The sequence below is a fragment of the Siccirubricoccus phaeus genome (assembly GCF_008360935.1).
GTDB lineage: Bacteria > Pseudomonadota > Alphaproteobacteria > Acetobacterales > Acetobacteraceae > Siccirubricoccus > Siccirubricoccus phaeus.
The window spans coordinates 1-15,560 of record NZ_SRXO01000032.1 but is presented as its reverse complement, the minus strand read 5'-3'; the positions used below and the strand labels follow the sequence as shown (position 1 = coordinate 15,560).

Annotated in this window: 11 protein-coding genes and 1 other RNA gene; 8 read left to right on the top strand and 4 right to left on the bottom strand. The window is 73.0% G+C overall.

Annotated features, from left to right (window positions below):
• Nucleotides 1-3 precede the first annotated feature (3 nt).
• From E5N76_RS27465 to E5N76_RS27455, 3 genes are all read right to left on the bottom strand, one after another.
• Complete coding sequence (locus E5N76_RS27465; protein ID WP_149541174.1) at nucleotides 4-1,398, bottom strand: M20 family metallopeptidase; 1,395 nt, start codon at nucleotides 1,396-1,398, stop codon at nucleotides 4-6.
• Between the two features lie 185 nt (nucleotides 1,399-1,583).
• Nucleotides 1,584-4,451 carry an AsmA family protein gene (locus E5N76_RS27460; protein WP_149541173.1) on the bottom strand — a complete coding sequence of 956 codons (2,868 nt, stop codon included), beginning with the start codon at nucleotides 4,449-4,451 and terminating at the stop codon, nucleotides 1,584-1,586.
• A gap of 238 nt (nucleotides 4,452-4,689) precedes the next feature.
• Nucleotides 4,690-8,406, bottom strand: coding sequence for a hydantoinase B/oxoprolinase family protein (locus E5N76_RS27455; protein ID WP_207792132.1), 3,717 nt, complete (start codon nucleotides 8,404-8,406; stop codon nucleotides 4,690-4,692).
• A gap of 112 nt (nucleotides 8,407-8,518) precedes the next feature.
• Here E5N76_RS27455 and E5N76_RS27450 point away from each other — a divergent pair, with 112 nt between their 5' ends.
• Complete coding sequence (locus E5N76_RS27450; RefSeq protein ID WP_149541171.1) at nucleotides 8,519-9,046, top strand: winged helix DNA-binding protein; 528 nt, start codon at nucleotides 8,519-8,521, stop codon at nucleotides 9,044-9,046.
• A 366-nt stretch (nucleotides 9,047-9,412) separates the two neighbouring features.
• Nucleotides 9,413-9,865 (top strand): GNAT family N-acetyltransferase, encoded by a 453-nt coding sequence (locus E5N76_RS27445; protein WP_149541170.1) that lies wholly within the window; start codon nucleotides 9,413-9,415, stop codon nucleotides 9,863-9,865.
• Nucleotides 9,866-10,074: 209 nt separating this feature from the next.
• On the opposite strand, the gene E5N76_RS27440 is transcribed toward E5N76_RS27445, so the two are convergent.
• Nucleotides 10,075-10,974 (bottom strand): TauD/TfdA dioxygenase family protein, encoded by a 900-nt coding sequence (locus E5N76_RS27440; RefSeq protein WP_149541169.1) that lies wholly within the window; start codon nucleotides 10,972-10,974, stop codon nucleotides 10,075-10,077.
• 94 nt (nucleotides 10,975-11,068) lie between these two features.
• Here E5N76_RS27440 and E5N76_RS27435 point away from each other — a divergent pair, with 94 nt between their 5' ends.
• The 6 genes from E5N76_RS27435 to ftsL form a co-directional block, all read left to right on the top strand.
• Nucleotides 11,069-11,854, top strand: coding sequence for a TerB family tellurite resistance protein (locus E5N76_RS27435; protein ID WP_149541168.1), 786 nt, complete (start codon nucleotides 11,069-11,071; stop codon nucleotides 11,852-11,854).
• Between the two features lie 162 nt (nucleotides 11,855-12,016).
• Nucleotides 12,017-12,790 carry an N-acetylmuramoyl-L-alanine amidase gene (locus E5N76_RS27430; RefSeq protein WP_149541167.1) on the top strand — a complete coding sequence of 258 codons (774 nt, stop codon included), beginning with the start codon at nucleotides 12,017-12,019 and terminating at the stop codon, nucleotides 12,788-12,790.
• 10 nt (nucleotides 12,791-12,800) lie between these two features.
• Nucleotides 12,801-13,204, top strand: an RNA gene (rnpB, locus tag E5N76_RS27425) — RNase P RNA component class A.
• Nucleotides 13,205-13,583: 379 nt separating this feature from the next.
• Entirely contained in the window at nucleotides 13,584-14,021 is a 438-nt protein-coding gene (locus E5N76_RS27420; protein WP_149541166.1) for a division/cell wall cluster transcriptional repressor MraZ, read from the top strand.
• Nucleotides 14,018-15,016, top strand: coding sequence for a 16S rRNA (cytosine(1402)-N(4))-methyltransferase RsmH (gene rsmH / locus E5N76_RS27415; protein WP_149541165.1), 999 nt, complete (start codon nucleotides 14,018-14,020; stop codon nucleotides 15,014-15,016). The genes E5N76_RS27420 and rsmH overlap by 4 nt, the downstream gene beginning before the upstream one ends.
• Nucleotides 15,013-15,560: cell division protein FtsL (ftsL, locus tag E5N76_RS27410; RefSeq protein ID WP_457852686.1), on the top strand; the 548-nt coding region annotated here is incomplete at its 3' end. The genes rsmH and ftsL, both read left to right, overlap by 4 nt.

The following is a 15,560-nucleotide window of genomic DNA, read 5'->3' as shown; positions in this document are numbered from 1 at the left end:
CGCTCAGCCCGGCGTGCCGGCTTCCCCGAGATCCCACCACATCCCGGCAAAGGCCAGGATGCCCTCCCGCGCCGGGCCGGTCAGCAGGTGCTCGTCCGGGCCGTGCTGCTTGCAGCCATTATAGCTGTGCGGCACCCAGACCAGCGGCGTGCCCAGATGGTCCATGAAGACGTCGCCCGGCAGCCCGCCCGAGGAATTCGGGATGATCTGCACCCGCTTGCCGAGGCTGCGCTCCATGCTGGCCTGAGCCCAGCGCACCCAGGGATGGTCCGGCGGCGTGCGGGACGCGGCCATGCGCACCCCCGGCTCGCGGATCTCGACATCGGCGAAGCCGTGCTCGTCCAGGTGGCGGCGAAGGGCGGGGCCGAATCCCGCCGGGTCGGTATCCACCGTGTAGCGGATATGGCAGGTGGCGCGGGCATCGGGGGCGACGGCGTTCACCGGCGCCTCCGGCCGGCCGCTGACCATGGCAAGGACGATGAAGCTGTTCCAGCCATAGATCTTCTCGGCCGCGGTCAGGCCCGGCTCGCCCCAATCCGGGTCGATGGTGGCGGCACCCTCCGCCCCGCCCACCGGGCAGCCGGCGAGGACGCCGCGCACCTCGGCCGGCACGCCATTCCGCGGCAGCCAGTCCCGGACCAGGATCTTGCCGCGCGCGTCGCAGATGCTGGCGATGGCGTGGGTAAGGCGGATGGCCGGGTCGGTGGTCAGGCCGCCCCAATGGCCGGAATGCACGCCGCCCTCGCGCAGCTTCAGGACCAGGTCGAATTGGAAGATGCCGCGGGTGCCGGTGGCGATGGTCGGCAGGGCCGGGTCCACGCGGGGGCCGTCCGAGGCGATGAGCACATCGGCCGTCAGCAGGTCGCGATGGGCGGCGACGAATTCGCGCAAGCCCCGGGAGCCGCGCTCCTCCGCCATCTCCAGCACCAGCTTCAGGTTGAAGCCCAGCCTGCCGCCGCGCTCCGCCAGCACGGCTTCCAGCGCGGCGAGGTTCAGGGCGTGCTGGCCCTTATTGTCCGCGGTGCCGCGGCCGTACCAGTGATCGCCGTCCTCGGTCAGCGCCCAGGGGGTGAGGCCGGGGCGCCATTGCTCATCCAGGCCGCGGACGGTGTCGCCATGGCCGTAGAGCAGCACGGTGGGGCGGGCCGGATCCTCGATGCGCTCGGCGGTGAGGATGGGGCCGAAGCCAGGGAGCGGGTTGGGGTGGATGGTGGCGGTGAAGCCGAGGCGCTCCACCCAGGGGCGGATGGCGGTTTCCAGGTAGCGCGCCAGCTCCGCCTCATAGGCCGGGTCCTGGGCGGTGGAGGGGATGGCGACGAGACCGGCGAGGAGGGATTTGAAATGGCCCTCATCGAAGAAGGCCGCGGCGCGGCTGAGGGCGCCTTCGCGGGTGGGCATAAGCAGCATTCTCCTGCGCCTGGGTGGCGGTGGCGTAGCCGGGCGCGGGGGCTGGTGGCAATCCGGCCCCCGGCAAACGCCCACCGGGTTCCGGGGACCGGTCCGGTCCCCGGCGGGGTTGGTGGCATTGCCGCCAACGAGGCAGCGCCCTCTGCCGGGGCCCGGGGCAGCGCCCCGGCACCCCCCTACCTCTCCGCCTTCCACCTGAGAAACCCCGCCACCTCCGCCAGCCTTCGCGGCGCCCCCACCGGCCCCACCAGCCGCAGCGCCACCGGCGGCGCCTCCGCCACCGGCCGGGCTTCCAGCCGCAGATCCAGCCCGCCCCGCGCCAGGTCGATCTCGCCGCTCGCCGAGGCCGCGCCCCCTTCCCCGGCCAGCTCCGCCCGTTCCAGCCGCAGCCGTCCTTCCGTCAGAAGCCCCGCCAATTCCAGCCGGTCGAAGCCGCTCGCCCCGCCCTCCAAGGCCTGGCGCAGCGCCGTCTCCGCCCGGCCCAGCTCCGGCAGCGCTGCCGCCTCCTGCAGCGCGCGGAGGGAAAGGCCGGTCAGCACCCCGTCCCGCCCCGTCACCTCCAGCCGGCCTTCCGCCGTCGCCGCCAGCGCCGCCGGGCTGTGGCCAGCCGCGCTCAGCCGCAGCTCCCCGGCATAGAGGCCGGCGGCAAGATCCAGCGGCAGGCCGAGGAGCGGCGCCGCCAGCGTCACATCCGCCAGCGCCGCGCTCAGCGCCAGGCGCGGGGGGGAGGCGCCGGACTCCAGCGCCACCTCGCCGCGCAGCGCGCCGCCGCCGAGCCGCGCCTGCAGCCCCTCCAGCTTCAGCCCGCCGCCGGCCAGGCGCAGGGTGGCGCTCAGCCCTTCCAGCGGCACCTCGCCGGGCAGCGGCACCCGCGCCGCCTCCAGTGCCAGCTCGGCGTCCAGCGCCTGCAGCGGCTCCAGCGCCAGCGGTTCCCGCGCCCCCAGCCTCGGCCAGGGCAAGGGCAGCGTCTCCAGCGCCACCCGTCCGGTCAGGCGCGGCCGCGCCCCGCCGGCGGCCGTCCCGCCCGCCGCCCCGCCCAGGGCCAGCGTCACCTGCGCCCGGCCGCGCAACCCGCCCGCCACCAGGTCCAGATGCTCCGCCGTCAGGCTGCTGGCCTCCGCACTGCGCTGGCCGGAGAGGTTGGCGACCAGGGCGAAGGAGCCCTCCCCCAGCCAGTCCGGCGCGCCGAAGCCCAGCTCCGCCAGCAGCCGCGGCGCGCCCGGGTGGCGCAGCGTCAGCGCGCCGCTGCCCCGCCAGGCCAGGGTATCCAGCGTCGCATTCGCCTCCACCCGCAGCTCGCCGAGATCGCCTTCCGCCTTCAGCGCCAGCGCCTCCGGCGCGCCGCTGCCGGACAGGCGCAGCGTGACCTGCTCCGCCAGCAGCGGGGCCAGCCGGGCCCATTCGGAGGGCAGCAGCGGGGCCAGGGCAGCGCCGCTGGCCCCGCTCAACTCCAGCATCAGATCCGGGAAGCGCAGCGCCGGGCCGAGCTGGGCGGCGCCGGAGGCGGCGATATCCACCTCCCCCAGCCGCAGCGCCAGGCGGCGCAGCGTGGCGCGGCCGTTTTCCAGCGTGGCGTCCAGCGCGGCGCGGCCGGCCTCCAGCCCGCGCCAGCGCAAAGTCTCCGCCGCCAGCCGCAAATTGAGGTCGAAGCCTGCCAGCCTGGCCGGCGCCGGCCAGGCTGGCAGCAGCCCGTCCAGCTCCAGCCGGTCCAGCGTCAGCCCGATGCCCAGCGCCGGCCGCCCCCCCGCCGCCTGGCGCAGCACCCCGGCGCCCGAGACCCGCGCGCCATCCACCGTCGCGGCCAGCTCGGCGAGGCTCGTCTCGGACTCCGAAAGCGCCAGGCGGAAGCGCCCCTCCGCCTGGCGCAGCCGGGTCGGGTCGATGCCGGCGAGCGGCAGGCCGAGCGCCCCCAGCGTCTCCCGCAGATTCGGCGCGGCGAAGCGGATGGCGAGTTCCAGCCGCGGTCCGGCGGTGGCGCCGGCGAGTTCCAGCGCCGTCTCACCGGGCAGCAGCACGGAGACGTCGGAGAGGGTGATCCGGTCGCCTTCCAGGAAGGCGGCGCCGCGCAACCTCCGCAGCGGCACGCCGGAGAGGGCGGTGGCCTCGGCGGAGAGATCGACCGAGACGGGCAGGGCGGCGCCCCGCGCCCCCCGCAGCGCCGCCACCCAGGCATCGAGGTCGAGCCGCCCGGCGACGACGGCCAGGTCCAGCCGCGGCGCCGGGGCGAGGCGGAGCGTCACCGCCCCGCGCGCCGGCTGGCCGCCGAGATCGAGGGTCAGGTCGTCGGCGGCCAGCAGATCGGCCGAGGCGGTGAGCCGGCCGGTGGCGCGGAAGGCCTGGGCGGGGGCGGGCAACAGGGTGGAGAGGTCCGGGCCGCTGGCTTCCAGCCGCCCCTCGAAGCCGCCGCCCGGGGCCAGCACGCCGCGTGCCGCCAGGGTGGTGCCGCCGAGCACCGTGGAAAGGTCCAGCGGCGCGATGCCGTCATAGCCGGCGCGGCCGAGGCTGGCGTTGAAGCGGAGCTGGGCGCCGCGCCAGGTGAAGCGGCCCTCGGCGCTCAGCGCCTCGGCTATCCCGCCCGTGGTCAGCCGCGCCTGCAGCCCTTCGAGCTGCAGCGTGCCGAGGGTGAGGCGGAAATCCTCCAGCCGCGCATCCAGCGCGGTGAGCCAGGGGGGCGGGCGGAAGCTGGGAAGCTGGGTGGGCGGCCAGGGCAGGCTGATATCGCCGCCGAGCAGGGCGATCTCCCGCGGCTCCAGCCGCCCGGCCAGCAGGGCCGGCAGATCGAGCCGGAGCCGCATGGCGCGGGCGCGGATGGCGAGCCCGTCCGGGTCCGGGCCGATCTCCACCTCGGCGGCTTCCAGGATGGGCTGGGGCAGCAGGGAGAGGGTGATGCGCCCGCCCACCGCCACATGCCGGCCGAGCCGGATGGAGGCGATATCCGTCAGCGGGCCGCGCCAGGCATCCCAATCCAGGAAACGCGGCCCGAACCAGGCCGTGCCCAGCAGCAGCACCAGCAGCGCGAGAAGGGCAAGGCCGAGCTTCCGCATCAGGCCGGGTGATCGGGGGCGCTGCCCCATCGAACGCATGCGTTCGTTCCCCGCCGGGGCCAGGATCTGGTCCCGGACCCCGTTCCGAGTCCTGGACCGGTGGGTTCAACCTGCCGATTCACAGCGGGGTCCGGGGAGGTGGCTGCCGGCAAGGCCGGCAGCCACCGGCGCGGGTTTGGGGGCAGAGCCCCCATACTTCCCCGCCGTTCCGCTCCTGCTGACCTGGCGCAGCCTCTCCTCAAGCCGCCTTCCCCCATCCGCCGCCGCCGGGCGTCTCCACCACCAGCACATCGCCCGGCAGCAGATCGGCGCTGCCGGTATTGCCGGGCATCGGCGTGACGCTGCCGTCGGCGCGGTCCACCCATTGCCGGCCGGGGGCACCATCGGCGCCACCCAGCAGCCCGTGCGGCGCAACATTACGGCGGGAGGCGACGACGATCGCCTGCATCGGGCGGAGGAAGCGGATGCGGCGGCGGGCGCCATCCCCGCCGCGCCACTCCCCGGCGCCGCCGGAGCCGCGGCGGATGGAGAATTCCTCCAGCCGCACCGGGTAGCGCAGTTCGAGGATTTCCGGATCGGTCATCCGCGTATTGGTCATATGGGTCTGCACCGGCCCCCAGCCGTCGAATCCCGGGCCGGCCCCGACGCCGCCGCACACCGTCTCGTAATACTGATAGGTTGCGTCTCCGAAAATAACGTTGTTCATCGTGGCCTGGGCGGAAGCGCAGGCGCCGAGAGCGGCGAGCAGCGCGTTGCAGGTCATCTGGCTGACTTCCGTATTGCCCGCCACCACCGCGGCGCCGGGGCGGGGGGAGAGGAAGGTGCCCTCCGGCACCACGATCTCCAGCGGCTTCAGGCAGCCATCATTCAGCGGAATCTCCTCCCCGACCAGGGCGCGGAAGCAATAGAGCACGACGGCACGGCAGACCGCGGCCGGGGCGTTGAAGTTGGAAGGCCGCTGCGGCCCGGTGCCGGTGAAGTCGATGACAGCGCGGCGGGCGGCCCGGTCCACCCGCACCGCGACCTTCAGGGGCGCGCCATCGTCGATGGTGGTCTCGAAAGCGCCGTCCGGCAGCTTCTCCAGCACCTGGCGGACGCTTTCCTCGGCATTGTCCATCACATGCCGCATATAGGCCCGCACGGTGTCCAGGCCGAATTCGCGGACGGCGCGCTGCAATTCCTGCACGCCTTTCTCGTTGGCGGCGATCTGCGCCTTGATGTCCGCGACATTCACATCCGGCGAGCGGGCCGGGTATTGGGCGCCGGCCAGCAAGGCACGGAACTCGGCCTCCCGGAACCGTCCCTGTTCCACCAGCAGGAAATTGTCGATGACGACGCCTTCCTCCTCCAGGGTGCGGGAGATGGGGGGCGTGGAGCCGGGGGTGAGGCCGCCGATATCCGCATGATGCCCGCGGCTGCCGAGGAAGAACAGGATTTCTGCCCCCGCCTCGTCGAAGACAGGGGTGATGACGGTGACATCCGGCAGATGCGTGCCGCCGTTATAGGGGTTGTTCAGCGCCACCACGTCACCGGGCCGCAGGGTTTCGCCACGCAGCCGGATGACGGTGCGGACGCTCTCTCCCATCGCGCCGAGATGCACCGGCACATGCGGGGCGTTGGCCACGAGGCCGCCGGTGCTGTCGAAGATCGCGCAGGAGAAATCCAGCCGCTCCTTGATGTTCACGCTCAAGGACGTGTTCTGCAGCACCGCGCCGGTCTGCTCGGCGATGGACATGAAGAGGTTGTTGAACAGCTCCAGCATCACCGGGTCGGGCTTTCCGGTGTCCGCCACGCGGGCGGCGGCGCGGGCTTCCGTCCGACGCAGCACTAGGTGGTTCAGCGCGGTCACCTCGGCGGTCCAGCCGGGTTCCACCACGGTGGTGGCGTTGGCCTCGCGGATCAGGGCGGGGCCGGGCAGGCGGTCGCCGGCGCGGAGCGCTTCCCGGTCATAGACGGGGGCCTGGTGCTCGGCGCCCTCGGTGTAGAGGGCGATGCTGTCCAGCACCGGCACCGCCTCGCCCGCCGGGCGGGGGGCGAGCTGCGCTTCCTCCACCGCCTCGCCGGCGGCCGTGACCTCGGCGATGCAGGCTTCGACGATGATGGGACGTTCCGGCGTGGCGAAGCCGAAGCGCTGGCGATGCGCGGCGGTGAAGGCCGCCACCACGACGGCATGCTCGCCGAAGGCGACGGGCAGGAAGCTGTCCGTGCCGGCATAGCGCAGATGCAGGCGCCGCGCGGCGGCGATGCGCTCCGCGGGCGCGCCCTGCTTCAACAGCTCCGCCCTGCCCTCCGCCGCCAGCGTGTCGAGCTGGGCGGCGAGGCCGGCCATGGCGTCCGGGGCGAGCGGCTGCTCCACCGCGCCTTCGCGGATCACCGTCTGGTCGGCAAGCCCCATGCCATAGGCGCTGAGCACGCCGGCGAAGGGGTGGATGAACACCGTCTCCATGCCGAGCTGGTCCGCCACCAGGCAGGCATGCTGGCCGCCCGCCCCGCCGAAGCATTGCAGCGCGGTACGGGTGACGTCGTGGCCCTTCTGGATGGAGACCTGCTTGATGGCATTGGCCATGTTGGCAACGGCCACGCGCAGGAAGCCTTCCGCCACCGCGCGCGGGTCCTGCTTCGTGCCGGTCGCCTGCTCGATCTCCTGCGCCAGGGCGGCGAATTTCTCGCGCACCACCCCGGCGTCCAAAGGCTCGTTGCCGTTCGGGCCGAAGACGGCCGGGAAATGCTTCGGCTGGATCTTGCCGACCATGACATTGGCGTCCGTCACCGCCAGCGGCCCGCCGCGGCGATAGCAGGCCGGGCCCGGCACCGCGCCGGCGGAATCCGGCCCCACCCGGTAGCGGGCGCCGTCGAAATGCAGGATGGAGCCGCCGCCCGCAGCCACGGTGTTGATCGCCATCATCGGCGCCCGCATGCGCACGCCGGCCACCAGCGTCTCGAAGGCCCGCTCGAACTCGCCGGCATAGAGCGCCACATCCGTCGAGGTGCCGCCCATGTCGAAGCCGATGATGCGGTCGAACCCGGCCATGCCGGCGGTGCGCGCCGCGCCGACGATGCCGCCGGCGGGGCCGCTGAGGATGGCGTCCTTGCCCTGGAAGCTGCCCGCCTCCGCCAGCCCGCCATTGGACTGCATGAAGTAGAGGCGGACGGCATTCTGGCCGGCCGATTCACGCCCGCCGCCTGCGGCGTCGGCCGATCGGACCAAATTCTGGCCGGCCGATTCACGCCCGCCGCCTGCGGCGTCGGCCGATCGGCCGGCGTTCAACTCGCCGGCCACCTGCTCCACATAGCGGCGCAGAATCGGCGAGAGATAGGCATCCACCACCGTGGTGTCCCCGCGCGGCACGATGCGCGGCAAAGGCGAGGCCTGGTGGGAGAGGCTGATTTGGGTGAAGCCTGCCTCCCGCGCCAGCTCCCCCAGCCGCTTCTCATGCGCCGGCCAGGCCCAGGCATGCATCAGCACGATGGCGACGGCGCGGATGCCATCGGCATGGGCCGCCGCCAGCGCCGCCTTCGCCGCCGCCTCATCCAACGGCGCCAGCTCCGTGCCATCCACCGCGACGCGGCCGCCGATCTCTGCGACACGCTCATGCAGCAGGTCGGGCAGCTTCACATTCAGGTCGAAGAGGCGCGGGCGGGCCTGGTTGCCGATGCGGAGCATATCCGCAAAACCCTGGTTCACCAGCAGCAGCACCCGCTCGCCCTTCCTTTCCAGCAGGGCGTTGGTGGCAACGGTGGTGCCCATCTTCACGGCGTCGATGGTGCCGGGCGGGATCGGCGCATCGGGCGCCAGGCCCAGCATCTGGCGGATGCCGGCCACCGCCGCATCGCGGTAGCGGCCGGGATTCTCGGAGAGCAGCTTGGCGGTGGAAAGCCGCCCTTCCGGGTCACGCGCCACGATATCGGTGAAGGTGCCGCCGCGGTCGATCCAGAATTGCCAGCCTGCACCCATCGCCCGCTCTCCTGCCGAATGCGTGATGACCATAGGAGGCGGCGGGCGCAAGACCCGGCCTCTTTCAGAGAAATCATTGACGATTTATCAGTATTTCGTCAACAATCGGTCCATGCCCAAGCCGGTCGCGCAGAGCGCGCCAAATGCCATCGTCTCCTCCGCCCATCTCGCCGCCGGTGCTTCGCCGGCGCTGTCGGAGGTGGAGTATGGGCTGATCCTGGCCGGGCACGCCTTCCAGCGCTGGATGGTGTTGTGCGCCGCGGCGGCCGGTGCGCCGGGGCTTTCGCCCACCGAGGTGCTGATCCTGCACACGGTGCACCATCGCGGCCGGCCGAAGCGGCAGGCGGAGATCCTGCTGGCCCTGGCCATCGAGGACACGCACATCGCCACCTACGCCATCCGCAAGCTGGAAGCGGCGGGGCTGGTGCGGACCAGCCGGGCGGGGAAGGAGAAGCTGGTGGCGGTGACGGAAGCAGGCGCCGCGCTCTGCACCCGCTATGCGGAGCTGCGGGAGGCGCTGCTGGCGCGCGCGGTGCGCGATGCGGGGCCGGAGGCGGCGAAGCTCTCCGACGCGGCGGCGCTGCTGCGGAGCCTCTCCGGCTTCTACGACCAGGCGGCGCGGGCGGCCACGACGGTTTGACTCTTCCCCATGACGTCGCTGCGCGACGCCATGGGGGCCCCGGGACGTCGCTCGCGCCGGGATCGGCGCCTCGCACAGCCTGCCGCGGCGAAGCCGCAGCAGGGCTCCAGGCGGCGCTATGAAGCCATTCCACCCTTGACTCTTCCTGCCCGTCCTGGCCCCATCGTCGGCATGACCCTGAGCCTCCCGGCCCGCCTGCTGCGACGCCGCCGCACCCTGAAGGTGCGGCACGCTGCCTGGCGGCCTGGGCATGGGGTCTGGGGAGGCTAGAACTCCCCCCCTGCCAGAGCTTCTCCGGCAACCCTGCCCACCCATGCGGTCGGCAGGGTTTTTCATGTGCGCTGCCGGCCGGAAAGGACACAAGCCATGGCCCTCCGTGCCGCCACCCTTGCCGATGTCCCCGCCATCCGCGCGCTGACGCGCGCCGCCTATGCCAAATGGGTCCCGCTCATCGGCCGCGAACCGGCGCCGATGACCGCCGATTACGAGGAAGCGGTCCAGGCCCACCGCATCGACCTCCTGGACCAGGAGGGCGAGTTGCTCGCCCTGATCGAGACCGTCCTGCGCGAGGACCATCTCTGGATCGAGAATGTCGCCGTGGCGCCGGCGCGGCAGGGCAAGGGCCATGGCTCCGCCCTGCTGGCGCATGCCGAGGCGCTGGCCCGCACTGCCGGCCGCGGCGAGACCCGCCTCCTCACCAACGCCGCCTTCACCGCCAATATCGCGCTGTATGAGCGGCTGGGCTACGCGGTGACGACGCGGGAGGAATTCCCCGGCCGCGGCATCGCCGTGTTCATGGCGAAGCGCCTCGCCGCCTAGAGCGTGATCGGTTGGGGTCGAATCGACCGAAGCCCTGAATCACGCGACCAGACAATGAGCTGGAGCGGGACGGATGAGCGAAGCTCAGCCGATCCCGCTCCAGCGTCGCCCGTTGCCCTGCCGCGGCTTCGTCGCGGCAGGCGGTGCGAGCCGCCGCCCGCCCAGCGACTCCGGGCCCCCGAGGAGCCGCGCAGCGGCTTCGTGGGGGTCTACTCCGCCGCCTGCGCCCATCCGGAAGGCGTCGCCCCCACCGGCACCTCATCGGTGGTGGTGCGCCGCAGCTCCCGTGCCTCGTCCAGGTCATAGGCCCGGCCGCGATGCAGGGTGCAGCGGTTGTCCCACATCACCAGGTCGCCCACATTCCACCGATGGGTCCAGCGGAATTGCGGCTGGGTGGCGTGCTCCAGCAGATCCAGCAGCAGCATCTTTCCCTCCGCCACCCCCATGCCGAGGACCTTCCGCGCATGCACGCCGACGAACAGCGCGGTGCGCCCGCTGCCCGGATGCACCCGCTTCAGCGGCCAGACCACCGGCGGCAACGCCGCCTGCTGTTCCGGCGTGTACTGGTCGTCGCCCAGCAGCGTCATGCGCGAATGCAGCGCGAAATGCTCCGCCGCCAACCCCGCGACCTGCGCCTGCAGCCGCGCCGGCAGCGCGTCCCAGGCGGCGCGCAGATCGCAGAATTCGGTGTCGCCGCCCCAGCTCGGCAGGCGCAGCGCATGCAGCATGGAATAGCTGACCGCCGGCGCCTGGAAGCTGCTGTCCGAATGCCAGAGCTGGTTGGCGAGGCTGCCGATCACCTTCTTGCTGTCCCGCGGCAGCGGCTTGCCGTCCTCGCCGAGGTTGGAGATGTCGATCGCCCGGTATTCCTGCAGCCGCTCCTGCTGCCGGCCCATCTTCTTGAGGCCGGGGTTCAGCGGCCCGAATTGCCCGGCGAAGGCGGTCTGTTCCGTCTCGCTCAGCCGCTGCCCGGGAAACACCAGCACCGCATACTTGTCCATGGCGGCGGTCACCGCCGCCAGCTCCGCCGCCGCCAGCGGCCGCGAGAGGTCGAGGCCGCGCGCCTCGGCGACGAAGAGCGGGTGCAACGGGCGGAGCTCGAGTGGCATGGCGTTTCCTTTCCTTGGCCCTCATCCCTTGGCCCTCATTTCCCCTGGGCCCCTCGGATGGTAGCGCAGCCGGCCGCCATGGTAAGCCTGCCGCATGAGCTTCTGGGGCAAGGTGATCGGAGGGGTGGCGGGCTTCGTCACCGGGGGCCCGCTCGGCGCCGTGGTGGGCGCCGCGCTGGGCCATGCCGCGGACCAGGGCCGCGCCAACCCCTTCGCCGGGGTGCTCGGCCGCTCCGCTGCCCGGCAGGCGGCGGATATGGCCGCCCTGCTCGGCTCCCGGGAACAGCTCTTCGCCATTTCGGTGGTGGTGCTGGCGGCCAAGCTGGCGAAATGCGACGGCGCGGTGAAGCGGGAGGAGATCGACGCCTTCAAGCGGCTGTTCCGCATTCCGCCGGAAAGCCTGCGCGAGGTCGGCCAGCTTTTCGACCAGGCGCGGGACAGCCAGGATGATTTCGCCCCCTTCGCGGAAGGGCTGGGCCGGGCCTTCGCCGACAACAAGGGCATGCTGGAGGATGTGCTGGCCGCCTTCTTCCAGATCGCCCGCGCCGACGGCCCGCTGACCAAGCCGGAGGTGGCCTTCCTGCAGCGTGTCCAGCTCGGCTTCGGGCTGGATGCCCCGGCCTGGGAGCGGGCGCGGGACGGCCAGCGCCCGCCCGGCGCGACGGCAGAGGCGGGGCCGGACCCCTACGCCATTCTCGGCGTGCCGAAGGAGGCGACGGATGACACGGTGCGCCAGGCCTGGCGCAAGCTGATGCGGGAGAACCATCCGGACAGCCTGGCGGCGCGCGGCGTGCCGCAGGAATTCGTCCGCCGCGCGACGGAGAAGGTGGCGGAAATCAACGCCGCCTGGGACCGGATCAAGCGGGAGCGGAAGCTGTGACTCCCGTCCCGCGGTCCCAGGCCATGGCTCCGCCCGCCCGCTGCGCCGGCGGTGGGGACCGCATCGAGCGGGAGCGGCAGCCGTGAGGCCCGCCCTGCCTCAGGGCGCGGGTTTGCCGGCCGGCCGGGCAGGCGGCGGGGACCGCCGGCACGAGCGCCGGGCATGAGCGGCGCCACGCCCTCCCGCCCCGCCCCCCCGGCCGGCCCCCTGGCTGCCCCCCTGACCGCCCCGGCGCTGCTGCGCCCGGCGCCCAGCCCCAATCACGACGCCCGCCCTGCCGGCACCCCGGTCGATACGCTGGTGCTGCACTATACCGGCATGCAGAGCGGCGCCGCGGCCCTGGCCCGGCTCTGCGACCCCGCCGCCCAGGTCTCCGCCCATTACCTGGTGGAGGAGGACGGCACCGTCTTCGCCCTGGTGCCGGAGCATCGCCGCGCCTGGCATGCCGGCATCTCCGAATGGCGCGGCCAGCAGCAGCTCAACGGCCGCAGCATCGGCATCGAGATCGTCAACCCCGGCCATGAATGGGGCTACCGGGACTTCCCGGCGCTGCAGATGGCCGCGGTCTGCGATCTCTGCCTGGACATCCTCTCCCGCCACCCGATCCCGCCCTGGAACGTGGTGGCCCACAGCGATGTGGCGCCGGACCGCAAGCAGGATCCGGGGGAGAAATTCGATTGGGAAGGGCTGGCGGCCAATGGCGTCGGCCTCTGGCCCGGCCCGGCGGCCGCGCCCGCTCCGCCGGCCGAGCAGGCGCTCGCCCTGCTCGGCGCCATCGGCTACCGCACCGACCTGCCGCTGCCCGTGCTGCTCACCGCCTTCCAGCGGCATTGGCGGCCTGCCCTGGTGGACGGAAAGGCGGATCCCGGCACCATGGCCAGGCTCGCCGCCCTGCACGCCGCGCTGGTTGACGCAGGCGCACCCCCGGGCGCATAGGCCCGCCGCGCCAGGCGGCCGGACGGCCGCCGGCCGGGGCCGCAAGGCCCGGGCCGGAGGAAAGTCCGGGCTCCACGGGAATACGGTGCCGGTTAACCACCGGCGAGGGCGACCTCAGGGAAAGTGCCACAGAGAGCAGACCGCCCGGGCCGGTTCGCCGCCCCGGGCAAGGGTGAAAGGGTGCGGTAAGAGCGCACCGCGGGGCCGGCAACGGTCCCGGCATGGCAAACCCCACCGGGAGCAAGGCCGAATAGGGGTGGCCGGCGGCGCGCCTCCGGGCGCGTGACGCAAGGGCATTCCCGCCCCGCCACCCGGGTTGGCCGCGAGAGCCCTGCCGCAAGGCGGGCGATAGAGGAATGGTCGTCCCATCCCCTCGGGGATGGACAGAACCCGGCTTACAGGCCGCCTGGCGCCCTCTCTCCCCGCCGCCCTCCTCCCGGATCTCCCCTGGGACCCCGCCGGGCCGCGGCCTGCGAAAAGAACAAACCATGTCTTTGTGGCATCCGTGCCCGGCATCGCGACCAAGTTCTTGGAAAGAGGTGCGGCTTTTTCCGGCAAGCCTCTGGAAGCACAGCAATTCGGCAGGACGTTTCGCACTGTGGATTGGTATTCGCCCTTGCTTTCCCGCACATTCCCGGGTATTCCCATCTTATCCCGGCCGGCAGGGGCCAGACGCTCGGGGGGGCGAGCGGTCCCGGGACGGGATGGTCGGGCGAGCCGGTGGGGTCGGGGGGCCCCGCCGGCCCGCTGATCAGGTGGGGCTCGCCATTGCCGGGGGGACGGTTGCAGGGCGATGTCCGATTTCGCGGGGACATTTCCGGGGAGCTTCGACGCGAAGAAGGGCCGCATCTCCGTGCCGGCCGCCTTCCGCGCCACGCTCAACCGCCTCGGCGCGGAGGACGTCATCCTGCGCAGCTCCCGCTTCCTGCCCTGCCTCGAGGTCTGGCCCAAGCCCGACTACATGGCGGAGTTTGAACGCCGAACCGCCGGGCTGTCGAAGCTTTCCGCCGAATATCAGAGCATCAGCCGCAAGCTGCTCGGCCGCGTCCACACCCTGCGGCCGGATACGGAAGGCCGCGTCGTCATGCCCGGCCCGCTGGTCGAGAAGGCGCGGCTGGATGGCGAGATCCAATTCGCCGGCCGCGGCGCCTTCTTCGAGATCTGGAACAGCGCCGCCTTCGCCGAGGAGGAGGCGCGGCTGGACGCGCTGGATGATAGGGGTGACGTATGACCACGCCGCCCGCAGCCTCTGAAGGCCATCTGCCGGTGATGCTGGCGGAGGTGCTGGCGACCCTCGCCCCGCGCGATGGCGCCACCTATGCCGACGGCACCTTCGGCGGCGGCGGCTATGCCGGCGCCATCCTCGCGGCCGCCGCCTGCACCCTCTACGCCATCGACCGCGACCCGGAGGCGATCGCCCGCGGCGCCGCGCTGGCCGCCCGCTTCCCCGGCCGCATTCATTTGCTGGAAGGGCGGTTCGGCGACCTGCTCGGACTCATGCAGCGCGCCGGCATCGCCCGGCTGGATGGGGTGGTGCTCGATCTCGGCGTCTCCTCCTTCCAGCTCGACGAGGCGGCGCGCGGCTTTTCCTTCCGCGCCGACGGGCCGCTTGACATGCGCATGGAGAAAGCCGGGAAGTCCGCGGCAGACCTTGTGAATACCCTGCCGGAGTCGGAGCTCGCGGATATGCTCTTCTCGCTGGGCGAGGAGCGCCACGCCCGTCGGATCGCCCGCGCCATCGTCGCCGCCCGGCGCGCGGCGCCGATCACGACCACCTTCCGGCTCGCCGAGCTGATCCGCGCCGTGACGCCGCGCGACCCTTCGGGCATCGACCGCGCGACGCGCAGCTTCCAGGCGCTGCGCATCGCGGTGAATGACGAGCTGGGCGAGGTGGAGCGCGGGCTGGAGGCGGCGGCGCAGCTCCTCGCCCCGGGCGGGCGGCTGGTCGTCGTCGCCTTCCATTCGCTGGAGGACCGGATCGTCAAGCGCTTCATGGCGGCGCGCGCCGGGCGCGCCGGCGGCGCCTCCCGCCACGATCCCGGGGCCCTTGCGGGCCCTGCCGCGCCGGCGGAATACCGCCTGCTGACGCCGCGGGCACTGCGCCCGGGCAACGCCGAGACCGCTGCCAACCCCCGGGCCCGGAGCGCCAGGCTGCGCGCCCTGGAACGCCTGCCCGCCCACCGCCTGCCTCCGGAACACCTGCCCCCAGAACGGGACGCCGCATGATCTTCCGACCGCTCAACATCGCCGGCTTCCTCGCCGCGGCGCTCGCAGGGCTGCACCTCTACTCGACGAAGCACGAGGCGGCGCTGCTGGACCGCGAGCTGCGCAGCATCGCCCGCGAGATCGATGCGGCGAATGAGCGCACCCAGGCGCTTGCCGCGGAATGGGCCTGGCTGAACGAGCCGGAAAGGCTGCGCGCCGTCGCCCAGCGCCACCTCTCGCTGGAGCCGATGCAGCCGACCCAGTTCCTGCGGCTGAACGAGGCGGAGCGGCGCGCCCCGGCGGCCATCGCCTATGCCGGCCCGCCCGCCTTGTTCGCCGCCCGCGCGGAGGATGTGCCGGAAGGGGAGAGCGTGACGGTCGCCCTGCTGCCGCGCCTGCCGCCGCCGGTGCAGGTGGCGCGGACCGAGCCGGCCGCGCCGGCCGAGGCCCCGGCTGCCGGCGCGGAGGCCGCTGCGGTCCCGGCGCCGGCGCCGCTGGCCAGCCTGCCCGTGCCGCCGCCGCCCCCGCCGCCGCCGGTGCAGCTTGCCCTGCCCGCCGCCACCCC